Origin of the sequence: Enterococcus lemanii (genome assembly GCF_016909125.1) — a bacterium.
GTDB lineage: Bacteria > Bacillota > Bacilli > Lactobacillales > Enterococcaceae > Enterococcus_I > Enterococcus_I lemanii.
Window position 1 is genome coordinate 12,424 of sequence record NZ_JAFBFD010000033.1, and the last position, 24,032, is coordinate 36,455.

General features: G+C 39.7%; 22 protein-coding genes. 17 read left to right on the plus strand and 5 right to left on the minus strand.

Annotated elements, in window-relative coordinates; translation table 11 throughout:
- The first annotated feature begins 7 nt into the window (after nt 1–7).
- Nucleotides 8–1,201 carry a site-specific integrase gene (locus JOD14_RS09760; protein WP_000237797.1) on the plus strand — a complete coding sequence of 398 codons (1,194 nt, stop codon included), beginning with the start codon at nt 8–10 and terminating at the stop codon, nt 1,199–1,201.
- 67 nt (nt 1,202–1,268) lie between these two features.
- Here the strand turns inward: JOD14_RS09760 and guaA are convergent, their stop codons facing one another.
- The gene (guaA, locus tag JOD14_RS09765) at nt 1,269–2,825 is read right to left on the minus strand and encodes a glutamine-hydrolyzing GMP synthase (RefSeq protein WP_192423588.1); all 1,557 of its coding nucleotides are present in this window, start codon (nt 2,823–2,825) and stop codon (nt 1,269–1,271) included.
- Between the two features lie 114 nt (nt 2,826–2,939).
- A complete protein-coding gene (gene coaA / locus JOD14_RS09770) occupies nt 2,940–3,860 on the minus strand; it encodes a type I pantothenate kinase (protein ID WP_192423586.1) in 921 nt (306 codons plus the stop codon).
- Nucleotides 3,861–4,038: 178 nt separating this feature from the next.
- Here coaA and JOD14_RS09775 point away from each other — a divergent pair, with 178 nt between their 5' ends.
- The 12 genes from JOD14_RS09775 to deoD all read left to right on the plus strand — a co-directional run bounded on the left by JOD14_RS09775 (nt 4,039) and on the right by deoD (nt 16,104).
- On the plus strand, nt 4,039–4,644 hold the full coding sequence (locus JOD14_RS09775) for a class I SAM-dependent methyltransferase (protein ID WP_204654631.1): 606 nt from the start codon (nt 4,039–4,041) through the stop codon (nt 4,642–4,644).
- A 15-nt stretch (nt 4,645–4,659) separates the two neighbouring features.
- Nucleotides 4,660–5,673: a LacI family DNA-binding transcriptional regulator gene (locus JOD14_RS09780; RefSeq protein ID WP_204654632.1), complete on the plus strand. Its 1,014-nt coding sequence runs from the start codon at nt 4,660–4,662 to the stop codon at nt 5,671–5,673.
- A 174-nt stretch (nt 5,674–5,847) separates the two neighbouring features.
- Complete coding sequence (locus JOD14_RS09785) at nt 5,848–7,149, plus strand: pyrimidine-nucleoside phosphorylase (RefSeq protein ID WP_204654647.1); 1,302 nt, start codon at nt 5,848–5,850, stop codon at nt 7,147–7,149.
- 12 nt (nt 7,150–7,161) lie between these two features.
- Nucleotides 7,162–7,824 (plus strand): deoxyribose-phosphate aldolase, encoded by a 663-nt coding sequence (gene deoC / locus JOD14_RS09790; protein ID WP_204654633.1) that lies wholly within the window; start codon nt 7,162–7,164, stop codon nt 7,822–7,824.
- An 11-nt stretch (nt 7,825–7,835) separates the two neighbouring features.
- A complete protein-coding gene (locus tag JOD14_RS09795) occupies nt 7,836–8,240 on the plus strand; it encodes a cytidine deaminase (protein WP_204654634.1) in 405 nt (134 codons plus the stop codon).
- Between the two features lie 153 nt (nt 8,241–8,393).
- Entirely contained in the window at nt 8,394–9,479 is a 1,086-nt protein-coding gene (locus JOD14_RS09800; protein ID WP_204654635.1) for a BMP family lipoprotein, read from the plus strand.
- 175 nt (nt 9,480–9,654) lie between these two features.
- Nucleotides 9,655–11,220 (plus strand): ATP-binding cassette domain-containing protein, encoded by a 1,566-nt coding sequence (locus JOD14_RS09805; protein WP_204654636.1) that lies wholly within the window; start codon nt 9,655–9,657, stop codon nt 11,218–11,220.
- Nucleotides 11,213–12,349, plus strand: coding sequence for an ABC transporter permease (locus JOD14_RS09810; protein WP_204654637.1), 1,137 nt, complete (start codon nt 11,213–11,215; stop codon nt 12,347–12,349). The genes JOD14_RS09805 and JOD14_RS09810 overlap by 8 nt, the downstream gene beginning before the upstream one ends.
- Nucleotides 12,349–13,305, plus strand: coding sequence for an ABC transporter permease (locus JOD14_RS09815; protein ID WP_204654638.1), 957 nt, complete (start codon nt 12,349–12,351; stop codon nt 13,303–13,305). The genes JOD14_RS09810 and JOD14_RS09815 overlap by 1 nt, the downstream gene beginning before the upstream one ends.
- A gap of 81 nt (nt 13,306–13,386) precedes the next feature.
- Nucleotides 13,387–14,553, plus strand: coding sequence for a phosphopentomutase (gene deoB, locus JOD14_RS09820; protein WP_204654639.1), 1,167 nt, complete (start codon nt 13,387–13,389; stop codon nt 14,551–14,553).
- An 11-nt stretch (nt 14,554–14,564) separates the two neighbouring features.
- A complete protein-coding gene (locus JOD14_RS09825; RefSeq protein ID WP_204654640.1) occupies nt 14,565–15,380 on the plus strand; it encodes a purine-nucleoside phosphorylase in 816 nt (271 codons plus the stop codon).
- Nucleotides 15,381–15,396: 16 nt separating this feature from the next.
- Nucleotides 15,397–16,104 (plus strand): purine-nucleoside phosphorylase, encoded by a 708-nt coding sequence (gene deoD, locus JOD14_RS09830; protein WP_204654641.1) that lies wholly within the window; start codon nt 15,397–15,399, stop codon nt 16,102–16,104.
- Nucleotides 16,105–17,025: 921 nt separating this feature from the next.
- On the opposite strand, the gene gpmA is transcribed toward deoD, so the two are convergent.
- The 3 genes from gpmA to rpiA form a co-directional block, all read right to left on the minus strand.
- Nucleotides 17,026–17,694: a 2,3-diphosphoglycerate-dependent phosphoglycerate mutase gene (gene gpmA / locus JOD14_RS09835; protein WP_192423563.1), complete on the minus strand. Its 669-nt coding sequence runs from the start codon at nt 17,692–17,694 to the stop codon at nt 17,026–17,028.
- A gap of 98 nt (nt 17,695–17,792) precedes the next feature.
- Nucleotides 17,793–18,359 carry a recombinase family protein gene (locus JOD14_RS09840; RefSeq protein WP_204654642.1) on the minus strand — a complete coding sequence of 189 codons (567 nt, stop codon included), beginning with the start codon at nt 18,357–18,359 and terminating at the stop codon, nt 17,793–17,795.
- Nucleotides 18,360–18,399: 40 nt separating this feature from the next.
- A complete protein-coding gene (rpiA, locus tag JOD14_RS09845; protein WP_204654643.1) occupies nt 18,400–19,077 on the minus strand; it encodes a ribose-5-phosphate isomerase RpiA in 678 nt (225 codons plus the stop codon).
- A 369-nt stretch (nt 19,078–19,446) separates the two neighbouring features.
- On the opposite strand from rpiA, the gene rpsL reads away from it, so the two are divergent.
- The 4 genes from rpsL to tuf all read left to right on the plus strand — a co-directional run bounded on the left by rpsL (nt 19,447) and on the right by tuf (nt 23,903).
- Nucleotides 19,447–19,860, plus strand: coding sequence for a 30S ribosomal protein S12 (gene rpsL / locus JOD14_RS09850; protein WP_188366943.1), 414 nt, complete (start codon nt 19,447–19,449; stop codon nt 19,858–19,860).
- Nucleotides 19,861–19,921: 61 nt separating this feature from the next.
- Entirely contained in the window at nt 19,922–20,392 is a 471-nt protein-coding gene (gene rpsG, locus JOD14_RS09855; RefSeq protein WP_204654644.1) for a 30S ribosomal protein S7, read from the plus strand.
- Nucleotides 20,393–20,472: 80 nt separating this feature from the next.
- Nucleotides 20,473–22,560: an elongation factor G gene (fusA, locus tag JOD14_RS09860; RefSeq protein WP_204654645.1), complete on the plus strand. Its 2,088-nt coding sequence runs from the start codon at nt 20,473–20,475 to the stop codon at nt 22,558–22,560.
- A gap of 155 nt (nt 22,561–22,715) precedes the next feature.
- Entirely contained in the window at nt 22,716–23,903 is a 1,188-nt protein-coding gene (gene tuf, locus JOD14_RS09865; RefSeq protein ID WP_204654646.1) for an elongation factor Tu, read from the plus strand.
- Nucleotides 23,904–24,032 lie beyond the last annotated feature (129 nt).

A 24,032-nucleotide genomic window follows, 5' to 3' on the forward strand; every position in this document is an offset into this window, starting at 1 on the left:
AAAAACTATGGTTAAAGACCCAATAAAAAAAGCAAAGAATGGAACCTATTATTTTCGTGCAAATCTAGGTTATGATTCTAAAGGGAAAAAAATTCAAAAATATCGTAGTGGATTCACTACTAAAAAAGAAGCAAGAGAAGAATATTCGAAACTGCTATTGATGAAACCAGAAGAATTAAGTGAGAATAAGGATAAAATGACGTTTAAACATTATATCTTTGAAATTTTCCTTCCATGGTATAAGACACAGGTAAAGCTCAGAACATATGAAAATCGCTTACCAACTATTAAGAAGCATTTCTCTTATTTTGATAAAATGGCTGTTTCCGATATTGAGCCTATTGATGTGCAAAATTGGCAACTAAAATTATCAAAGAAGTGTAAGTCTTCTTATGTAAGAGCTGTTCAAGGACTATTTTCAGTTGCTATGGATCGAGCAATTGTCCTTGGGATAACCACCACAAATCCATCTAAGATTATTGGCAATGTGAAAAAGCAAAAGTCTAAAATTGAATTTTGGACAAAAGAAGAATTTGAAAAAGTAATCTCTCTAATTTACAAAGAAGATTACTATCAACACTTTTTATTTATCTCTCTGTGGTTTTTATTTATGACTGGAATGCGAATTGGTGAAGCTACTGCCATTCAATGGGAAGATATTGATTTTGACTCAGGAGTACTAACCATCAACAAAACACTCTATTACAAGAATCAATCGAATTATAGATTTGTTGAACCAAAAACAAAGGCGAGCGTTCGTCATATTGTATTAGATAAATGCACATTAACTTATTTATCCGAATGGAAGGAAGTACAACAAAATCTAATTCAGACAGACTTTGTAATGAGCTATAACGGTATTCCTACCCAAAAACATACACTATCATATGCTATTGAACGCTATGCTAAGCTGGCTGGTATCCATCGAATCAGAATCCATGGGTTACGGCATTCTCATGCTTCCTTGTTAATCAGTATGGGAGAAAATCCACTTATCATTAAAGATCGTCTAGGACACGAAGATATTGAGACGACTTTAGGAACGTATGGACATCTTTATCCTAACAGTAATTTCGAGGTAGCTAACAAATTAAATGGAGCCATTTCCTTTAAAGAAGCAAAACAAAATTATGATACTTCACCAAAGAATCAATTTACTGTAGACTACTTGCGAAACAAAGAAATGAAAAAAGTGCAATAAAAGTGCAGTAAAAAGATAAGAAGAGCCAGAAACCCTTGGTATAAGAGGATTTCTAGCTCTCCTACAACTACTCCCACTCAACCGTTGCAGGTGGCTTGCTCGTAATATCATACACAATACGGTTAACGTGTGCCACTTCATTTACGATTCGGACGGAGATTTTTTGTAAGACTTCCCATGGAATGCGGGCGAAATCAGCGGTCATACCGTCGATTGAAGTAATTGCACGGATGCCAACGGTGTAATCATAAGTTCGGCCATCTCCCATAACCCCAACACTGCGGATGCCTGGTAAGACGGTGAAGTATTGCCAAATATCGCGGTCAAGGCCAGCGTTTGCAATTTCTTCACGTAAAATCGCGTCAGATTCGCGCACGATTTCTAATTTTTCTTCAGTAATTTCACCTAGGACGCGGACACCTAAGCCTGGTCCTGGGAATGGTTGGCGCCAAACAACAGAATCTGGCATGCCAAGAGCGGTTCCTAAAGCACGGACTTCATCTTTAAATAGAGTATTTAAAGGCTCAATCAATTCAAATTGCATGTCTTCTGGTAAGCCACCTACGTTATGGTGCGACTTAATGGTTTGAGCCGTTTCTGTACCAGATTCAATGATATCTGTATAAAGCGTTCCTTGCGCTAAGAAAGAAACGCCGTCTAATTTTGTTGCTTCGTCATCAAAGACATAAACAAATTCGTTACCGATAATTTTACGTTTTTGTTCAGGGTCGCTAATGCCTTTTAGTTTATTTAAGAAGCGTTCTTGGGCGTTCACGCGGATAATATTTAAGCCGAATTTTCCACCTAACAGATCCATTACTTGATCGCCTTCATTTTTACGTAATAAACCGTGGTCAACAAAGATACAAGTTAATTGATCGCCAATCGCTTTTTGTAAAAGTACCCCAACGACACTGGAGTCAACGCCGCCAGAAAGGCCAAGTAAAACTTTTTTGTCGCCAACTTGTTCACGGATTTTTGCGATTTCAATCTCAATGAAGTTCCCCATTGACCAATCACCGGCACAACCACAAACATCAAAAGCAAAATGTTTTAATAAATCATTGCCGTATTCGGAATGTTGTACTTCTGGGTGAAATTGTACGCCATACATTTTTTTGGCTTGGTTTTGGATGGAAGCAATCGGGCAATCCGCACTGGTTGCAACGACTTCAAAATCAGCCGGTGCTTGTGTTACTAAGTCACCATGGCTCATCCAAACGATTTGATCTTTTGGTGTTGCGGCAAAAAGGTCCGCTTGAGCAGCCGTTACGTTTAATTCTGCTTTGCCGTATTCTTTGTTTTGGGCAGGTTCTACTTTACCGCCTAATTTATCGGTTAAAAGTTGCATGCCGTAACAAATACCTAAAACGGGAATTCCTAAGTTTAAAATTTCTTCGTCAATGCCAAAAGCGCCTTCTTCATACACACTGTTTGGTCCACCTGATAAGATGATTCCTTTTGGATTGATTGCTTTGACTTCATCGGCTGTGATGCGGTGGCTTAACAATTCAGAAAAGACACCAAATTCGCGGATGCGTCGGGTAATTAATTGGTTGTATTGACTACCGTAGTCCAAAACGATGATTTTTTCAACGTTCGGCATATTGTCAATGTTTGTCACAGTGAACGACCCCTATCCTTTATAAATTCAAGAGAAAGCGAACTTTCCCCCGTACTCTCAACGTTATTATCATATTAGATTTTTTTTCTTTTGGCAATTCATTCCATTAAGAAATTAGTGTTTTCTTAGATAAATCTGGTCAATTAGGTGATTTTCTTGTTTATGCAAGATAATATCGGCACGACCACGGGTTGGCAAGATGAATTCTTCCAGGTTTTTTAAGTTTACATTTTTCCAAACAGACCGCGACATTTGAAGTGCTTTTTCGCGATCGCCAATGGCAAATTGATAATAATAATTTTTTGGATCTAAAAAGGCGGTATCTAGTAATGACTCAAACCGTTCTAAATACCAAGTTTCAATCAAAGTTGGATCAGCATCCACAAAAATTGAAAAGTCAAAGAAATCGCTGACATAAATTTGTTGATTGGCCGGTAATTGTAAGGTGTTAATTCCTTCCACAATCAAAATATCTGGTTGGGCAATTGTTTCAAATTCGCCAGGCACGATATCGTAGACTTGATGAGAATAAAGAGGGATTTTAACATCTTTCCCCGATTTAATTTCATTGAGTGTTTGAATTAAACGCTCCATGTCATAGCTTTCAGGAAAGCCCTTGCGATTCATAATACCACGTTCTTCTAGGACCGCGTTTGGGTATAAAAAGCCATCGGTTGTAATCAGTTGGACATTGCGTCTTGAAAAAAGGCGTGATAACAAAGTTTGTAATAATCGAGCAGCCGTACTTTTGCCGACTGCGACACTACCAGCCACCCCAATGATAAACGGTGGTACTTTTACGTAGCGATGTAAAAAGAGTCCTTTACTTAAAGTAAGGGATTCGAATTCTTTCATATACAGATGAATCAAGTGGCACAGTGGAACATAAATATCTTCCACGTCTTGAATTGAAATTTGATCGTTTAAACTTTTGATACTATCTAATTCTTCTTGTGTCAAGGGCATGTGTTCACGCGCGTAATAACCTTGCCACTCACTGCGCGGGATTTGATAGTAGTTGATGTTTTCCTCCATTTTTTAAGGAAACCTCCTATTAATTTCGTTGCCTTATAAAAAAGCGCACTAGCAGTGTCTATTTTAGCACAAAAGCACAAGCTCAAGGTTAAAAATTGTTTGATAATCAAAAAAGATTGTTTACAAGTTTCACAGATTGGGTATGATTAAAGAAAGCACCAGAAAGGAAAAAAAACTGATGAATAATCACTACTATAGCAAAAATCCCGAAACGACCCATGAGTTTGTGACATGGGAATTTCCTTTAAAGGGGAAAAATTTCCGTTTTACCACGGATAGCAATGTTTTTTCACGTGCAACCGTCGACTATGGCTCGCGCGTTTTAATTGATGCCTTTGACGCGAGTGAGTTGCCAGCAGGTCCAATTTTAGATGTTGGTTGCGGCTACGGTCCAATTGGTCTAGCGATTGCTTTTGATACGAACCGATTAGTTGAAATGTTAGATGTAAATGAACGTGCGTTGTCATTAGCACAAAAAAATGCGGATCAAAATGGCATCACCAATGTTGAAATTCATGCGTCTTATATTTATGAGCAGTTGAACCATCCAACGTATGCGGCCATTGTTAGTAACCCACCGATTCGTGCGGGCAAACAAGTCGTTCATCAAATCTTAACAGATGCTTATCCATTGTTGTTAGCAGGTGGCACCTTAACGATTGTCATCCAAAAAAAGCAAGGAGCGCCAAGTGCCCAAAAGAAAATGATCGAAATTTTTGGTAATGCCGAAATTATTCATAAAGATAAAGGCTATTACATTATTCAAAGTATTAAGGAAGATTAGAAAAGAGGGACAAAATTGAAGTTAACCATTCGACAAATTGCTGAAATGGCGGGGGTTTCGGTGACGACGGTTTCCCAGATTTTAAATAATAAAGGTAGTCGCTTTAGTGAAGAAACAAGACGTCGTGTACTTGAAATTGTCAATGAACATCAATATCGACCAGATTTTTTTGCCTCCAATTTAATCAACCGTCACTCAAAAACGATTGGGATGATTGTGCCTGATGTGACGGACTTCTTCTTTTCAAAGATGGTTGAAGGGGCCGAAACGTACTTGAATCCATTAGGTTATATGTTAATTTTATGTAACTCGCAACAAAGTCTCGAAAAAGAAATCCAACTGTTGCAAGATTTGAATCACCGAGCCGTTGATGGTGTTTTATTAGCGACACCTAATTTAATGCCACCAGAGTATGCTTATGGTAGTGATTTTTATCGAAAAATGCCATTAGTTTTAATTGATCGTGGGATTAATCAACGTGACACGGGACGGCTTATTATTAAAGAATATGAAGGGGCATACCAAGGGGTCTCTTATTTGATTCAACAAGGGCACGAGCATATTGCACTTTTAAAAGAAGATGGGAAGTACTATCAATTGCAAGAGCGTTATAATGCTTATCGTCACGCATTAAAGGATGGAGCGATTCCTTACAAAAAAAATTATGTGGCAACAGGCGAGCTAACGATTGATGGTGGTTATAAAGCAGCAAAAGAAGTTTTACAGCATCCTGAAATTACAGCAATCTTTTGTAGCAATGATGCCATGGCGATTGGCTGTTATCGAGCGATTTATGAAGCGGGTAAGAAAGTACCAGAAGACTACTCGGTGATAGGTTTTGATGATTTGTACTTTACCTCTAGTTTGACACCCGCTTTAACGACCGTCAATCAACCGGCTTTTGAAATTGGGTTTACCGCAGCGAAGTTTATTGTCGATGCGATTGAGTTTCCTGAGCGCCGGATGCCAAATAAAATTTTTGAAACTAAATTAATTATTCGTGAGAGTGTGAAAGAAATAACGAGTTAAATATTTGTTAGGAAAGAGCAAAACAATTGATTGACAAGGGAAAATAAATAGCGTATATTCTCTTTGGAAGGGGTTTCAACAATCCCTGCGTTTAGTAAACTGTTTTACTAAAGTGGTTTACCTATGAAATTAATACGCTATAATGAAATGGCAGAAGGAAGTGAGGTCAGGTCTATGCGCATGGTAGATTTGATAGAAAAAAAACGTGATGGCAAAGAATTGTCTGAAAATGAAATCAAGTGGGTCATTGATCGTTACACGGCAAATGAAGTCCCTGATTATCAAATGAGTGCTTTTTTAATGGCGACTTTTTTTACAGATATGACGGATAAAGAGATTACAGCAATGACCTTAGCGATGGCTCATTCTGGTGAAGTGATTGATTTGTCTTCTATTGCCGGTGTGAAAGTCGATAAACATTCAACTGGTGGCGTAGGCGATACAACGACCTTGATTTTAGCACCTTTAGTAGCGAGTGTAGGCGTACCGGTGGCAAAAATGTCCGGACGTGGCCTAGGTTACACCGGTGGTACACTTGATAAATTAGAAGCCATCCCTGGTTTTAAAATTGAACTTTCTGAAGACGAATTTATTCAGCTAGTTAATGAAAACCAAGTAGCAGTTATTGGGCAATCAGGCAATCTAGCGCCAGCGGACAAAAAGCTTTATGCCCTACGAGATGTTACCGCTACGGTCAATTCGATTCCATTAATTGCTAGTTCAATCATGAGTAAGAAAATCGCTGCGGGTGCAGATGCGATTGTTTTAGATGTGACGACAGGTGACGGCGCTTTTATGAAAAACTTAGAAGATGCGCGTCGACTGGCTAAAACGATGGTTCGAATTGGCGCGCTCGCGAATCGCCAAACAATGGCTGTTATTTCTGATATGTCGCAACCTTTGGGAGAAGCGATTGGGAATAGTTTGGAAGTGGTTGAAGCGATTGAGACATTGCAAGGAGAAGGCCCAGCTGATTTATTGGAAATGTGTTACGTCTTGGGTAGTCAAATGGTTGTTTTAGCTAAAAAAGCCGATACGTTAGTTGCTGCTCGTCAAATGTTAGAAGAATCCCTCACTTCAGGAAAAGCTTTAGCGAAATTTAAAGAGATGATTCAAAATCAAGGGGGCGATGTCACGGTTGTGGATCACCCAGAGCGGTTGTTAAGTGCCGCTTATCAAATTCCTGTTTTCGCTAGGCAAACCGGGGTCGTTACAAAGTTAGTCGCAAACGAGCTAGGTATTGCGGCAATGATGTTAGGCGCGGGTCGAAAAACAAAAGACGAGGCCATTGATCATGCCGTTGGTTTGAAATTACACAAAAAAATTGGTGAAGAAGTCGCAGTCGGTGAAACGTTGTTAACGATTTATAGCAATACGACCGAAGTGGCAGAAGTGGTTGCGTTAATTGAGGCCAATATTGAAATTGGTGACACGAGCAAAGAGCCACCACTCATTCACGAGATTATTACAGAATAGGAAGTGCAATAAATGGAATTAAATCGTATGATGGATCACACTGTTTTAAAACCAGAAACAACAAAAGAAGGCGTTATGAAAATTATTGAAGAGGCGAAAAAGCACCGTTTTTATTCGGTTTGTGTGAACCCAACTTGGGTGGCCTTGGCTGCTGAAGAATTAAAAACGTCACCAACCGCTGTTTGTACGGTGATTGGGTTTCCTTTAGGAGCAAATACTTCAGAAGTGAAAGCTTTTGAAACAAACAACGCCATTCAAAATGGTGCAGACGAAATTGATATGGTCATGAACGTGGGTGCGTTAAAATCAGGTGAAGATGCTTTTGTTCAAAAAGATATTGAAGCGGTTGTTGAAGCAGCCAAAGATCGAGCGTTAGTGAAAGTAATTATCGAAACGGCTTTATTAACGAAAGAAGAAATTATTCGTGCTTGTGAATTAGCGAAAGCAGCTGGGGCAGACTTTGTAAAGACGTCGACGGGTTTTTCGACCGCTGGAGCCAAAGTAGAAGATGTCCGTCTAATGCGTGAAACAGTCGGGGCTGAAATGGGTGTGAAAGCCTCTGGTGGGATTCATAACGAAGCAGACGCGCAAGCAATGATTGAAGCCGGAGCAAGTCGTTTAGGAACAAGTGCCAGTGTAGCTATTATTTCAGGGGCAACTGGCCAAGGATATTAGGAGAAAAAACAATGGGAAAAGCCAAACAAGAATGGTTGACAATTGCAACAGAAGCCTTAAAAAAAGCTTATGTGCCGTATTCAAAATTCCCAGTTGGGGCTTGTTTAGTCACAAAAGATGGCAATACTTATCAAGGACTAAACATTGAAAATGCTTCTTACGGTTTATCAAATTGTGCCGAACGAACGGCGTTTTTTAAAGCTGTTTCAGAAGGTGAACGAGCATTTCAACATTTAGTTATTGCTGGTGAGACGCCAGAGCCGATTTCACCATGTGGCGCTTGTCGTCAAGTGATGGTTGAGTTTTGTCAACCTGAGATGCCTGTTACTTTGCTTGGAAAAGATGGCGTGACAAAAGAAACAACAGTCGGTGAGTTACTGCCATATTATTTTAATGGCCAAGATTTGCCAGGTTAAAAAAGACACTCTTCCGAAGATTTAATTCGAAAAGTAATCATTTTTTCGATAGAATAAGGATCAGAGGTTTATTGTTACAAACTCGTTAATTTTGTTCATTTGGCCAGCAATGGCTTTTGAAAATAAAAAAAATTTTTAGGGGGCTTTACAGAAATGAAAAAAGCAAAATTATTCAGTTTTGGCGCAGTCGCAATGGCAAGTGCTTTATTATTAGGCGCTTGTGGTAACAGCAACAAAACAGACGAATCAAAAGCAGGTAGTTCAGCAGCAGGCGAAAAGATTGCAACAGCAGCTTTAATTACGGATACTGGTGGCGTGGATGACCGTTCATTTAACCAATCTGCTTGGGAAGGATTACAAGCATGGGGGAAAGCAAATGGCGTATCTGAAGGAACGGATGGCTTTAAATATTTCCAATCTCAAAACGAATCAGATTACATTCCTAATATTGACCAAGCCTTAAATGCAGGTTTTACAACTATTTTTGGGATTGGTTATAAACTACAACCAGCGATTGCAGACCAATCTGCTTCAAACCCAGAAATCAACTTTGTTATTGTAGATGATGTCGTTGAAGGTGATAACGTCGCTTCTGCAACATTTAAAGACAACGAAGCAGCTTACTTAGCTGGAGTTGCCGCTGCTTATTCAACAGAATCAAATAAAGTTGGTTTCATTGGTGGGGTAAAAGGTGAAGTAATCGACCGTTTTGAAGCCGGTTTTGTCGCAGGTGTTGAAGCGGGAGCAAAAGAATTAGGGAAAGAAGTTACAGTGAACGTTCAATACGCAGGTGACTTCTCAGCTCCTGATAAAGGTCGTTCAATCGCACAAGGTATGTATGGTCAAGGGGCAGATATCGTTTACCATGCATCTGGCGCAACTGGAAACGGTGTCTTCCAAGAAGCAAAATCAATCAACGAAACAGGCGACAAACGCGTTTGGGTAATCGGTGTAGACCGTGACCAATCAGACGAAGGTGGCTTTACGTTGAAAGGCGAAGAAGGTAACTTCACTTTAACATCAACAACAAAAGGTGTTGGCACCGTTGTTCAAGACTTAGCACAAAAAGCTGTTGAAGGAGCATTCCCAGGTGGTGAACACGTTGTTTACGGCTTGAAAGAAGAAGGTGTTGGCTTAACAGATGGTCAATTATCAACTGAAGCTTTAGACGCAGTGAAAAAAGCGCAAGCAGCCATTATTGCAGGCGAAATCGAAGTACCAGAAACACCTGCAAACTAAGATTTGACGTTGGTTAGAAAAAGGCCTGAAATGAAAATCATTTTCGTTTTTCACTTCAGGCTCTTTTTCTTTCAAGCAAGAAGAGACGGTGCACTCTTTTTGCTTGAGAGAAAAAGGTTTACTCTCTAAAAAAGCGGATATCAAAGAGTAATTATAAAAAAAGGAAGTGAGCCCTGTGACACAAGAACGCTTTGTCATTGAAATGCGTGATATTACCAAAAGTTTTGGGACCTTTAAAGCAAATGACCAGGTGAATTTGCAAGTGAAAAAAGGCGAAATTCACGCACTGCTCGGAGAAAATGGTGCAGGTAAATCGACACTCATGAATATGTTGTCAGGATTATTAGAACCAACTTCTGGTGACATCTTACTAGACGGTGAAGTCGTTAAAATCACGAGTCCAACGAAAGCCAATCAATTAGGAATCGGGATGGTACATCAGCATTTCATGTTGGTGGATGCTTTTACCGTAACTGAAAATATTATTTTAGGAAACGAGCCTAGTCGCGTAGGAATCTTAAATCGCAAAGAAGCACGGGCTGAAATCTTACGTGTCTCTGAGCAATACGGCTTGCAAGTCGACCCAGATGCACTCGTTAGTGATATTTCAGTTGGAATGCAGCAACGGGTTGAAATCTTAAAGACGCTCTATCGGGGCGCAGAAGTATTGATTTTTGACGAACCAACCGCGGTTTTAACGCCACAAGAGATTGAAGAATTAATTGCGATTATGCATGGCCTAGTCAAAGAGGGTAAATCAATTATTCTAATTACCCACAAACTAGATGAAATTAAAGCCGTTGCGGACCGTTGTACCGTTATTCGTCGTGGAAAAGGGATTGGAACGGTCAATGTGAAAGATGTTTCTTCTCAACAATTGGCAGATATGATGGTTGGACGTTCTGTTTCTTTTAAAACCGATAAAAAAGCGGCCAACCCACAAGAAGTAGTGTTGTCAGTTGAAAACCTCGTTGTCAAAGAAAATCGCGGACTAGAAGCAGTGAAAAACTTAAGTTTAGAAGTTCGTGCTGGGGAAGTACTCGGCATTGCTGGAATTGATGGCAACGGTCAATCCGAATTTATTCAAGCATTGACTGGCTTACGCAAAGTGGAAAGTGGAAAAATTACCATTGACGGCGATGATATTACGAATTTCCGTCCGCGTAAGATTACCGAATCCGGTGTCGGTCACGTGCCAGAAGACCGCCACAAGTATGGTTTAGTTCTTGAGATGAGTGTCGCTGAAAATATGGCGTTACAAACTTACTACAAAGAACCGATGAGTAAAGCAGGTGTGCTAAATTATGGTGAAATCAATGAACACGCCAGAGAATTAATTGAAGAGTTTGATGTCCGAACGGTGAATGAGCTCGTACCAGCCAAAGCTCTTTCTGGTGGCAATCAGCAAAAAGCCATTATCGCCCGTGAAATTGATCGTGACCCAACGCTATTGATTGTGGCCAATCCAACACGCGGTTTAGACGTAGGGGCAATCGAGTTCATCCATAAACGCATCATTGAACAACGCGACAAGTTTAAAGCTGTTTTATTAATTAGTTTTGAATTGGAAGAAATCTTAAATGTTTCGGATCGCATCGCTGTTTTTCATGATGGGGAAATTGTCGGGATTGTGAATGCCAATGAAACTTCTGAGCAAGAGTTAGGACTATTGATGGCTGGTTCTTCATTAGAAAAAGCCCGCCAAGAGTTAGAACAACAGGAGGGCATCGCACATGAATAATAAAACAGAACAAATACGCAATATTTTAGCTCCGATTTTATCTGTCGTAATGGGACTTGTTTTAGGAGCAATTATCATGATTGGGTTTGGTTATAATCCAATTACTGGCTACACTTCCATGCTACAAGCTTCTTTAGGAAATCAAAGAAGTATCGGGGAAACGTTACGCCAAGCAACGCCATTAATTTTTACCGCACTTGGGTTTTCGGTAGCAAACTCTGCGGGCTTCTTTAATATCGGGCTTTCAGGCCAAGCGTTAAGTGGTTGGCTAGCCAGTGTCTGGTTTGCGTTATCGTTTCCAGATTTACCAAAAGTTATTTTATTACCTGCAGCAATTATTGTCGGTGCCTTAGCTGGTGCGACGGCTGCGGCCATTCCAGGTATGTTACGTGCCTACTTTGGGACAAGTGAAGTAATTGTGACGATTATGATGAACTATATTTTACTTTATTCCAGTACGTATTTTTTACAAAATGTTATTCCTGATACTTTACGAACCAGTTTAGATTCTTCTAAGCCTGTTTCAGCCAGCGCCAGCCTAAGACTTCCTTGGTTAACGCAAATGTTTGGCGGGTCACGGGTAAATGGCGGCTTAATTTTAGCTTTAGTTGCTTTGGTTGTCGTGTGGTTCTTAATGAAGAAAACAACGCTTGGTTATGAAATTCGCTCGGTTGGTTTAAACCCATTTGCTTCAGAATATGCGGGAATGAGTAGCCGTCGCACGATTGTGATGTCAATGGTTATTTCAGGAACATTAGCTGGACTTGGCGGCGTTGTTGAAGGTTTAGGGACGTATCAAAACTTCTTCGTTCAAACCGCGTCGTTATCGATTGGTTTTGACGGGATGGCTGTTTCGCTCCTTGGTTCGGGTAGTTCCATTGGGATTTTACTTTCAGCCTTACTCTTTAGTATTTTGAAGATTGGTGGTTTAGGGATGCAAACGGGCGCAAATATTCCGTTTGAAATTGTGAATGTTTCGATTGCTTTAATCATTTTCTTTGTCGGCATCAATTACGTCATTCGTTTAGCTTTAGCAAAAATGATGCCAGATTCAAAGCAAGAAGTGGAAATTGTCCAAACCATCGAAGCAAAACCAAATGAGCAAAGCCAAGAAGGAGGCGAAATCTAATGTCAGTTGTCACAACAATTGCGTTAATTGTTACTTCAACCCTTGTCTATTCCACGCCATTAATCTTAACTTCTTTAGGCGGAACTTTTTCTGAAAGAAGTGGGATTGTCAACGTTGGTTTAGAAGGAATCATGGTAATGGGTGCATTTAGCGCCATCGTTTTTAACTTAGAAATGTCACAGCAATTTGGTATTTGGACGCCATGGCTCGCTATTTTAGTGGGTGGCGTAGTCGGAGTTTTATTTTCTTTGATTCATGCGGTTGCAACGATTAGTTTCCGCGCGGATCATATTATTTCAGGTACAGTGGTTAACTTAATGGCACCAGCTTTGGGTGTGTTTTTAATTAAAACATGGTATGGTAAAGGTCAAACAGATAATATTCGTTATAACTTAGGGTACTTTACTTTCCCAGGCTTATCTAAAATTCCAGTCATTGGCCAAATTTTCTTCAAAAATACTTTCTTGCCGGCTTATTTAGCGATTGGCATTGCGGTGTTGGCTTGGTTTATTATTTTTAAAACGCGTTTTGGTTTACGTTTGCGTTCGGTTGGGGAAAATCCTCAAGCAGCTGATACACTCGGAATCAATGTTTATCGCTTCCGTTATGCAGGGGTTTTAATTTCAGGTCTTTTAGGTGGGATGGGTGGTGCCGTTTTTGCACAAGCCATTTCAGGAAACTTTTCAGTCGGAACGATTGTTGGTCAAGGGTTCATCTCAATGGCCGCAATGATTTTTGGTAAATGGAATCCAATTGGTGCCATGGGTGCCGCCTTATTCTTTGGTTTTGCTCAAAGTTTAAGTATTATCGGCGCACAATTACCAGTTATTTCCTCTGTACCACCGGTGTTGCTTCAAATTTCACCGTACGTGTTAACCATTATTGTTTTAGTCGCTTTCTTAGGTCAAGCGTCAGGACCAAAAGCAAACGGCCGAAATTATATTAAATCTAAATAAAGCATTAAAGGGTGGGATTAAGGGAGAACGTCGCTTTTTCTTGCCCTTTTTTAAAAAAATAAATTAGAAAGTAGGGATTTGATGTTTAAACGCATACACTTAATTGTCTTGGATTCAGTTGGAATTGGAGAAGCGCCAGATGCGGCCGCTTTTAATGATGTAGGCTCGGATACACTTGGACATATTGCTGAAGTTGCTGGACTAACTATTCCTCATCTAGAACAACTTGGTTTAGGAACGATTCGCCCGTTAAAAGGGGTTAAAAATGTCGCGAATCATCAAGGTTATGCGACGAAATTAGAAGAAATTTCGGTCGGAAAAGACACCATGACCGGCCACTGGGAGATTGCTGGATTAAATATTCAAAAACCTTTCCGTGTTTTTCCAGAAGGATTTCCGGCAGAATTGCTCCAACAAATTGAAGAATTTTCAGGTCGGAAAATTGTTTGTAACTTACCTTATTCAGGCACCCAAGTTTTAGACGATTACGGCAAACATCAAATGGAAACGGGCGATTTAATTGTCTATACGTCTGCGGATCCTGTGTTACAAATTGCGGCACACGAAGAAGTGATTCCATTAGAAGAATTATACCGAATTTGTGAATATGTTCGAGCGATTACAAAAGACGAGCCTTATATGATTGGCCGAATTATTGCCCGTCCTTATGTAGGGGAACCTGGTAATTTTAAACGCACAAGTAATCGGCACGATTATGCGCTTGACCCCTTTGGAAAAACCGTGCTAGATTCGTTAAAAGCAGCCGGCAAAGACGTGATTGCTGTTGGTAAAATCAATGATATCTTTAATGGCCAAGGAATTACTGAATCGGTTCGTACAAAAGACAACATGGACGGCGTCGATCAATTATTAAAAGTTATGGAAAAAGATTTTACCGGCTTGAGTTTTACGAATTTAGTAGATTTTGATGCTGTTTATGGGCATCGCCGTAACGTAGTAGGGTATGGGGAAGCGATTGAAGCTTTCGATAGCCGAATTCCAGCGCTACTTGAGGCGTTACAAGAAGAGGATTTGTTATTAATTACAGCCGATCACGGGAATGATCCAACTTTCCCTGGCACAGATCATACAAGAGAATACGTGCCACTTCTGGCTTTTAGTAAAAAAATGCAAGGTCAAGGTCAATTGCCACAAGGTCATTTTGCTGATATTTCGGCAACGATTGCAGAGAATTTCCAAGTGTCCGCAACTGAAAACGGTCAAAGCTTTTTAGCGTTATTGAAATAGGAGGAAAAAAGATGTCATTAACAGAAAAATTACAAGAAACGGTCGCTTTTATTCAAGGAAAAGGGGTCAAAGAAGTTGAGTTTGGCTTGATTTTAGGTTCAGGCTTAGGTGAATTAGCCGAAGAAATTGAAGAAGCAGTCGTGATTCCTTACAATGAAATCCCGCATTTCCCTGTTTCGACGGTTGTTGGTCACGCAGGCCAATTAGTTTATGGCGTATTATCAGGTAAAAAAGTTTTAGCTTTACAAGGACGTTTCCATTATTATGAAGGGCATTCAATGCAAACCGTGACGTATCCTGTTCGTGTGATGAAAGCTTTAAATGCGCATTCTGTCGTAGTAACCAATGCTTGTGGCGGGGTGAATACAAGTTTTACACCAGGGGACTTAATGTTAATTACAGATCAAATTAATTTTATGGGCGACAACCCATTAATTGGTGAAAATGAAGAAGAAATGGGTCCACGCTTCCCAGATATGAGTCAAGCTTATACCCTTGCTTATCGAGAAACAGCTAAAAAAGTGGCCGAAGCAAAAAATTTACATTTAAAAGAAGGTGTTTATATGGGCTTTTCAGGTCCAACTTACGAAACGCCAGCTGAGATTCGTTTTGCCCGGACAATCGGAGCAGACGCGGTCGGCATGTCAACTGTACCAGAAGTAATCGTGGCTGCACACAGCGGCTTGAAAGTCTTAGGGATTTCTTGTATTACGAACTTGGCGGCAGGGATGCAAGCCAACTTAAATCATGAAGAAGTAGTGGAAACAACGCAACGTGTCAAAGCAGAATTTAAAGAGTTAATCAAAGAAACATTAGCAGCATTATAATCAAGGGGGCAAAAAAATGAGTGTTCATATTGAGGCGAAAGCCGGCGAAATTGCTGAAATTGTATTACTACCGGGCGATCCGTTACGGGCAAGATATATTGCCGAGACCTTTTTAGACAATCCTGTTTGTTATAATCAAGTCCGTGGCATGTTAGGTTTTACGGGGACTTACAAAGGGGTACGAGTAAGTGTTCAAGGAACGGGAATGGGGATGCCTTCTGCGTCGATTTATATTAATGAATTAATTCAATCATACGGCGTTAAAACCTTGATTCGTGTCGGGACTTGTGGTGCGCTATCAACGGATGTTCATGTACGTGATTTAGTAATTGCCCAAGGCGCAGTAACGACATCAAACATGATTAAGAAAAATTTTGCTTATTTTGATTTTGCACCGATTGCTGATTTTCACTTGATGAAAGCTGCTTATGAAGTTGCCGTTGAAAAAGAGATGACTGTTCACGTTGGCAATATCTTATCTGAAGATAGTTTTTATAAAGATTACATGGATGAAACTTTTGAACTAGCGAAATACGGTGTAAAAGGTGTTGAAATGGAGGCAGCGATCTTATATTATTTAGGGGCAAAATTCAACGTTCGTACTTTAGCCATTTGTACAGTAAGTGACCACATGATTACTGGCGAAGAAACAAGTGCCGAAGAACGCCAAACAACCTTTAATGAAATGATCACGGTGGCATTAGAAACGGCTATTCATGGGTAAAAAGAAACCGCAAAAAAATTTATAGTTGAGTACTACATATAAAAAAAGAGGGATTGTTCGTGTGAAGACGACGATCCCTCTTTTTTTATTATTTTAGACAAGTATCGATTAAAATACTTTTTGCTGAGCCATAATTATTGTAATGTCTACTGAATAATTGCCCAATATTCATAATGTGCCCAATTTAATTTGTAAGCGCCACTCACCTACGAGAATTCATTGGCTTAAGGGACCGTGTGACCGCTTCGAGCCTGAAGTCTCTCAGCTTTCGAGCTTCAAACGGAGAGCTAGTTGCTAAAGCACCAAGCTTCCGTAATTCACATCGAATCATTTGACACGGCTCCGGCGCCAATGATTCTCTTCGGTTCGCTCGTGTGGATGAATCAACAATAGGTTCATACAAACCTTTATTTAACAAAAAATATGAAACAATTTATTTGAAAAAGGAATGAGTAACAAGTATCGATTAACAAATATTTTGTCAAATGAAAGATTTTAAATGAATATTCTCTTGCACTTGCATAATGGTTTCTTCAGCACTGAAGCCATATTCTTTTTGAATTATTAAGGCACCTAAAGCCATTCACAAAAGTTGGCAACATTGCTTTTTTATTTAGCATATTTCTTTTCTAGCTCTGCCTAAGGAATATGAGCCGCTTTTTTAATCCAGCGATTTTCAGGGTTAATTTTTAAACCAACAAGTTGATCAAAATCTGCACAAGTAAGCTGCGAGTAAATTTGTGGTTTATACATTAAAATCTTTCAATATTGACCGTGGACAGTGGAATTTGAAAAAACTGGCACCGATTGATTATCGATACCAGTTAGTTGCCGCATAATAGCTTTTGGTTTCTTTTTGAATTAGAGGGTCCATTTTAAACACCGTTGTTTCAATGCTTTTTATTTAATCGGTAGACATTATTATAGGTAATATTTTTTAGCGACGGTTAAGTCGTCGTTTAATTCATAAACAAGGGGTTGGCCGGTTGGAATTTCTAAATCCATAATGTCAGCATCGGAAATCCCTTCAATATGTTTCGCCAGTGCGCGTAAAGAGTTGCCATGGGCGGCGACTAGAACGGTTTTGTTTTCAAGTAAAGCAGGAGCAATCTGGTCTTGCCAAAAAGGCAATGCACGCTCTAAAGTAACTTTTAGGTTTTCTCCTTTTGGTACGTCGCGCGGATCTAATAACGCATATCGACGATCGGGAGTCTCTTCTGATAGTGGTGGCAATACATCGTAAGAACGACGCCAAATATGAACTTGTTCATCGCCATACTTTTCTCTAGTATCTTGTTTGTTTAAGCCTTGTAAAGCACCATAGTGACGCTCGTTTAAGCGCCATGATTTGATTTGTGGGACCCAGAGTTGATCGCTGTGTTCTAAAATTAAGTTACAAGTTTTGATGGCACGGGTGAGAACGGACGTGAAGGCAACATCAAATTCAATGCCGGCTTCTTTAATTTTTCGGCCTCCTTCAATGGCTTCTTCAACGCCTTCAGGTGCTAAATCGACATCAACCCAACCAGTGAACTGGTTTAATTTGTTCCATTCACTCATTCCGTGACGGGTAAAAACTAATTTTGACATACAAAACGCTCCTTTAATTTTTTATTCTTTTCTTCTCTTTTTATTATCCTCTTGTTTCGCCGAAAATACCAATAAAAAGCTAAAAAAAACTAAACCTTTTACTCAGGTTTAGTTTTTTTAGCTTCTTTTCCGTGGATATATTTATAGCAAGTGCCGATTGAGACATTACAGGCGCTTGCAATCATTGGGATGGTTTGTTTTTTTTCAAAAAATAAAAACCGGATTTGTTCAATTGTTTCTGGTGTTGTTTTTGGACGACCGCCGATTTTTCCGTGCGCGCGTGCTTTTTGCAAACCGATCATTGTTCGTTCTTTCAATAAAGCTTTTTCCATATTCGCGATATTTTCCATCCAATCATAAAAATAATGACCTAAAGGGTGGCGTGTATCGATTTTTTCTTTAATTGAAGCTAAGTGGATTTGTTTTTCGCGTAATACGGGAATCCATTCGGCGAGTTGTCGCGAAGATTTCCCTAATTGATAAAGACTGGTAATCACTAAAGTATCGCCAAGTTCCATCTCTCGTACGGTTTCTTCTAGCGTGGTGCTTTCGTCTGGTTTTTTTTCTTCATAAATTGTCTGGCAATCAAACTGCTGCAATAAATTCATTTGGCGTTTGACGCTTTCGTCGTCAACGGTTGTACGAATGTAGCCAACTTGTTTCATTAATTTTGTTTCCACCTTAAAGTTTAGTAGGCAAGAGTGACTAGCGAATGTTTTCGATAACTTCTGGACCTGTTTCTTTTCCAACGATGACTGTATTGACCATTGATAAGAAAAGACCGTGTTCTACCACGCCGGCTAATTGATTTAATTCTTCATCTAAGGCAAGTGGGTCTTCAATACAGTCTAGATGTAAATCAATAATCGAGTGTCCAGAATCTGTTTGTTTTAATTTTTCATTTTCTTCCATTCTAAAGGAAGGGTTATAGCCTTTTTCTTGGAATAAACGGAATAATTGTTCTTGGCCGTATGGTACGACTTCGACAGGTAATGGGAATTTACCTAGATGGTTGACCATTTTTGATTCGTCCACAATCCAAATGATTTGCTTTGAATAGCTTGCCACAATCTTTTCAAATAGTAAAGCTGCCCCGCCACCTTTGATTCCGTGGAAGTCTGCACTGATTTCATCGGCGCCATCAATCGTTAAGTCAACGTGATTCACTTCATCAATTGTTTTTACAGGAATCCCTAATTTTTCAGCTTGCTCTTTTGAAGCATAAGAAGTCGGTACACCGATAATAGCTAATCCCTCTTCTTTTACACGACGACCAAGTTCTTCAATCATATAATAAGCAGTTGAGCCTGTTCCAAGTCCGACCGTCATGCCATCTTTTACGTAACTTGCTGCCTTGATACCAACCATTTCTTTTAAATTCAAATTGATTCCCACCTTATAAAGTTATCTTCAAACATCGCTATTATACAGGCAATTTCATAAAAAGGATAGTAGGATAAAAGAAAATTCTTGTTAAGAAGACTGCTAGGATAAGGAAAACAAAATGGCACGCCAACTTTAATAGGGGAAATGTATTTTCTATCAAAAAACTATCTAAAACTTATTGACGGATAAAAAATAATATGCTATGATTTCAAAGGTGCTTTACATACAGGTCTTTAACCGGACGTGCTGACTGTGAAGGAGCACAATTGAAAAAATGCAAATCATTGCATTATTTTTTATCGCAAAAAAAGAACCACCTGGATGTGTGGGACTACAAAGCGAATTAAGGAAGGAGGAATACAAGGAATGCCTACAATTAACCAATTAGTACGTAAACCTCGTAAATCTCAGGCGGATAAATCAAATTCACCTGCATTGAACAAAGGATATAACAGTTTCAAGAAAATTCACACAAACGTGAACTCACCTCAAAAACGTGGGGTAGCAACTCGTGTGGGAACAATGACACCAAGAAAACCTAACTCGGCGTTACGTAAATATGCGCGTGTTCGTTTATCTAACTTAATTGAAGTTACAGCTTATATCCCAGGGATTGGCCATAACTTACAAGAGCACAGTGTTGTCTTATTACGCGGAGGACGTGTAAAAGATTTGGCTGGAGTACGTTACCACATCGTTCGTGGTGCTTTAGATACTGCGGGAGTTAACGACCGTAAACAATCTCGTTCTAAATACGGAACTAAACGTCCTAAAGCTTAAGAACAAACATTGAATTGAAACGAAACACAAAAACTTATTATACGTAAAGGAGGAGTTATGGATGCCTCGTAAAGGACCAATTACAAAACGCGATGTTTTACCAGATCCGATTTATAACTCAAAATTAGTAACACGTTTAATCAACCGTATTATGATTGACGGTAAACGCGGAGTGGCTGCAAACATCATCTACAACTCATTTGATATTATTAAAGAAACAACAGGAAATGATCCATTGGAAGTTTTCGAACAAGCAATGAAAAACATTATGCCTGTTTTAGAAGTAAAAGCTCGTCGTGTTGGGGGTTCTAACTATCAAGTACCAGTTGAAGTTCGCCCTGAACGTCGTACAACTTTAGGTCTTCGTTGGGTTGTAAACTACGCTCGTTTGCGTGGAGAGCACACAATGGAAGAACGCTTAGCAAAAGAAATCATGGATGCTGCTAACAATACTGGTGCTTCAGTTAAAAAACGTGAAGACACACATAAAATGGCAGAAGCAAACCGTGCATTTGCTCACTACCGTTGGTAAGATCCTCACTACTTTTTTTAGTAGAAGGTTAATGACCATCTGAACTTAAAGTAAGAATTTGAGAGGAGAACAAACCGATTATGGCTAGAGAATTTTCTTTAGAAAACACTCGTAATATTGGTATCATGGCTCACGTTGATGCTGGTAAAACAACAACAACTGAGCGTATCCTATATTACACTGGTAAAATCCATAAATTAGGTGAAACCCATGAAGGGGCTTCACAAATGGACTGGATGGAGCAAGAACAAGAACGTGGAATTACCATTACCTCTGCAGCAACAACTGCTCAATGGAAAGGTAACCGCGTAAACATTATCGATACACCAGGACACGTGGACTTCACAATCGAAGTACAACGTTCTCTACGTGTTCTTGACGGAGCAGTAACTGTTTTGGACTCACAATCAGGTGTAGAACCACAAACAGAAACCGTTTGGCGTCAAGCGACAGACTACCGTGTACCACGTGCGGTTTTCTGTAACAAAATGGATAAAACAGGTGCAGACTTCTTATATTCTGTATCAACTTTACATGATCGCTTACAAGCAAATGCTCACCCAATCCAATTACCAATTGGAGCGGAAGATACATTCACTGGTATTATCGACTTAGTAAAAATGAAAGCCGAAATCTATACAAATGATTTAGGAACTGACATGGTTGAAGAAGAAATTCCAGCTGAATACTTAGAGCAAGCAGAAGAATATCGTGAAAAATTAATCGAAGCAGTTGCTGATTTCGATGAAGATTTAATGATGAAATTCTTAGATGGTGAAGAAATCGAAGAAGCTGAATTAAAAGCAGCTATTCGTAAAGCAACTTTAACCGTTGAATTCTTCCCAGTACTTTGCGGTACAGCTTTCAAAAATAAAGGTGTTCAATTATTACTTGATGCAGTAATTGACTACTTACCAGCACCAACGGATGTTCCTGCAATTAAAGGGATTAATCCAAAAACAGACGAAGAAACAGAACGCCCATCTTCTGACGATGCACCGTTTGCTTCTTTAGCGTTTAAAGTAATGACTGACCCATTCGTAGGTCGTCTAACATTCTTCCGTGTGTACTCAGGTATTTTACAATCTGGTTCATACGTATTGAACGCTTCAAAAGGCAAACGCGAACGTATCGGACGTATCCTACAAATGCACGCGAACTCTCGTGAAGAAATTCAAGAAGTTCATGCAGGGGATATTGCGGCAGCAGTTGGTTTGAAAGATACAACAACAGGGGACACTTTATGTGATGAGAAAAACCCTGTTATCTTAGAATCAATCGTCTTCCCAGAACCAGTTATCCAAGTTGCTGTTGAGCCTAAATCAAAAGCAGACCAAGATAAAATGGGTGTGGCATTACAAAAACTTGCTGAAGAAGATCCATCATTCCGTGTTGAAACAAACGCTGAAACAGGCGAAACAGTTATCGCGGGTATGGGTGAACTTCACTTAGACGTTCTAGTTGACCGTATGCGTCGTGAATTTAAAGTGGAAGCTAACGTAGGTGCACCTCAAGTATCTTACCGTGAGACATTCCGCTCAGCAACACAAGCAGAAGGTAAATTCGTACGTCAATCAGGTGGTAAAGGTCAATACGGTCACGTATGGATCGAATTCACACCGAATGAAGAAGGTAAAGGCTTTGAATTCGAAAACGCAATTGTCGGTGGTGTGGTTCCTCGTGAATACATCCCAGCAGTTGAAAAAGGTTTAGCTGACTCAATGGAAAATGGTGTCTTAGCAGGCTACCCATTAGTTGACGTAAAAGCAAAACTTTATGATGGTTCATACCATGATGTCGATTCAAGTGAAACAGCTTTCCGTGTAGCAGCTTCTCTAGCGTTACGTGCGGCAGCTAAAAAAGCAAATCCATCAATCTTAGAACCAATGATGAAAGTAACAGTGACTGTTCCTGAAGAAAACTTAGGGGATATCATGGGTCACGTAACTGCTCGTCGTGGTCGCGTAGAAGGGATGGAAGCACATGGTAATTCACAAATTGTGAATGCAATGGTTCCATTATCTGAAATGTTTGGATATGCAACAACTTTACGTTCTGCAACACAAGGACGCGGTACTTTTATGATGGTATTTGACCACTATGAAGACGTACCAAAATCAATTCAAGAAGAGATCATTAAGAAAAATGGCGGCAAATCTGCTGAATAATCTTCTGAATTAAACGAAATTTTATAAATGGCTATATTTTTTGTGAGATTTCGTGTACAATATTAGCGATGATATGGGCAAGCAATCTTTTCTAAGATTGTTTACCTATCAGAATAAAAAAATAAAATCTTATACTTTTAGGAGGAACATTTAAAATGGCAAAAGAAAAATTTGACCGTTCTAAACCCCACGTTAACATTGGTACTATCGGCCACGTTGACCATGGTAAAACTACTTTAACAGCTGCAATCACAACTGTATTATCTAAAAAAGGTTGGGCGAAAGCTTCTGACTACGCTTCAATCGATGGTGCTCCAGAAGAGCGCGAACGCGGAATCACAATTTCAACTTCTCACGTAGAATACGAAACGGAAGCTCGTCACTACGCTCACGTGGACTGCCCAGGACACGCGGACTACGTTAAAAACATGATTACTGGTGCGGCTCAAATGGACGGCGCGATCTTAGTAGTATCTGCTGCTGATGGTCCTATGCCTCAAACTCGCGAGCATATCTTATTATCTCGTAACGTAGGTGTTCCTTACATCGTTGTATTCTTAAACAAAATGGATATGGTTGATGATGAAGAATTATTAGAATTAGTAGAAATGGAAGTTCGTGACTTATTATCAGAATACGATTTCCCAGGTGATGACACACCAGTTATCGCAGGTTCTGCTTTACGCGCTTTAGAAGGCGATCCAGTTTACGAAGAAAAAATCTTCGAATTAATGGCTGCTGTTGACGAGTATATCCCAACTCCAACTCGTGACACTGACAAACCATTCATGATGCCAGTTGAAGACGTATTCTCAATCACTGGTCGTGGAACAGTTGCTACAGGTCGTGTTGAACGTGGACAAGTTCGCGTTGGTGACGTTGTAGAAATCGTTGGTATCGACGAAGAAACTAAAAACACTACTGTAACAGGTGTTGAAATGTTCCGTAAATTATTAGACTACGCTGAAGCAGGCGATAACATCGGTGCTTTATTACGTGGTGTTGCTCGTGAAGACATCCAACGTGGTCAAGTATTAGCGAAACCAGGTTCAATTACACCTCATACAAAATTCGTAGCGGAAGTTTACGTATTATCTAAAGAAGAGGGTGGACGTCATACACCATTCTTCACTAACTACCGCCCACAATTCTACTTCCGTACAACTGACGTAACTGGCGTTGTTCACTTACAAGAAGGTACAGAAATGGTTATGCCTGGCGATAACGTAACAATCGATGTTGAATTAATCCACCCAATCGCGATCGAAGACGGTACTCGTTTCTCAATCCGTGAAGGCGGACGTACAGTTGGTTCAGGTGTTGTAACTGAAATCACTGCTTAATTCGTAAATGATAAATAAGACGACTCACTTTTTATGGCTCTTTGTCAAATAGTGTTGTTTAGCAATATCCGTATAATTAAGAAGGACTCAGGTTCTTCTTTTTTTGTTATTTAATTTTGGCTTTTTAAA

Bases quoted from the DNA above. Each gene is read 5' to 3' on its own strand.
- JOD14_RS09795 (WP_204654634.1), top strand. From the start codon at position 7,836: ATGGGAAAAGCCAAACAAGAATGGTTGACAATTGCAACAGAAGCCTTA.
- deoC (WP_204654633.1), top strand. From the start codon at position 7,162: ATGGAATTAAATCGTATGATGGATCACACTGTTTTAAAACCAGAAACA.
- JOD14_RS09840 (WP_204654642.1), bottom strand. From the start codon at position 18,359: ATGAAACAAGTTGGCTACATTCGTACAACCGTTGACGACGAAAGCGTC.
- JOD14_RS09785 (WP_204654647.1), top strand. From the start codon at position 5,848: ATGCGCATGGTAGATTTGATAGAAAAAAAACGTGATGGCAAAGAATTG.
- deoB (WP_204654639.1), top strand. From the start codon at position 13,387: ATGTTTAAACGCATACACTTAATTGTCTTGGATTCAGTTGGAATTGGA.
- JOD14_RS09775 (WP_204654631.1), top strand. From the start codon at position 4,039: ATGAATAATCACTACTATAGCAAAAATCCCGAAACGACCCATGAGTTT.
- fusA (WP_204654645.1), top strand. From the start codon at position 20,473: ATGGCTAGAGAATTTTCTTTAGAAAACACTCGTAATATTGGTATCATG.
- deoD (WP_204654641.1), top strand. From the start codon at position 15,397: ATGAGTGTTCATATTGAGGCGAAAGCCGGCGAAATTGCTGAAATTGTA.
- JOD14_RS09800 (WP_204654635.1), top strand. From the start codon at position 8,394: ATGAAAAAAGCAAAATTATTCAGTTTTGGCGCAGTCGCAATGGCAAGT.
- JOD14_RS09760 (WP_000237797.1), top strand. From the start codon at position 8: ATGGTTAAAGACCCAATAAAAAAAGCAAAGAATGGAACCTATTATTTT.
- gpmA (WP_192423563.1), bottom strand. From the start codon at position 17,694: ATGTCAAAATTAGTTTTTACCCGTCACGGAATGAGTGAATGGAACAAA.
- rpsL (WP_188366943.1), top strand. From the start codon at position 19,447: ATGCCTACAATTAACCAATTAGTACGTAAACCTCGTAAATCTCAGGCG.
- tuf (WP_204654646.1), top strand. From the start codon at position 22,716: ATGGCAAAAGAAAAATTTGACCGTTCTAAACCCCACGTTAACATTGGT.
- JOD14_RS09825 (WP_204654640.1), top strand. From the start codon at position 14,565: ATGTCATTAACAGAAAAATTACAAGAAACGGTCGCTTTTATTCAAGGA.
- rpsG (WP_204654644.1), top strand. From the start codon at position 19,922: ATGCCTCGTAAAGGACCAATTACAAAACGCGATGTTTTACCAGATCCG.
- JOD14_RS09810 (WP_204654637.1), top strand. From the start codon at position 11,213: ATGAATAATAAAACAGAACAAATACGCAATATTTTAGCTCCGATTTTA.
- JOD14_RS09815 (WP_204654638.1), top strand. From the start codon at position 12,349: ATGTCAGTTGTCACAACAATTGCGTTAATTGTTACTTCAACCCTTGTC.
- coaA (WP_192423586.1), bottom strand. From the start codon at position 3,860: ATGGAGGAAAACATCAACTACTATCAAATCCCGCGCAGTGAGTGGCAA.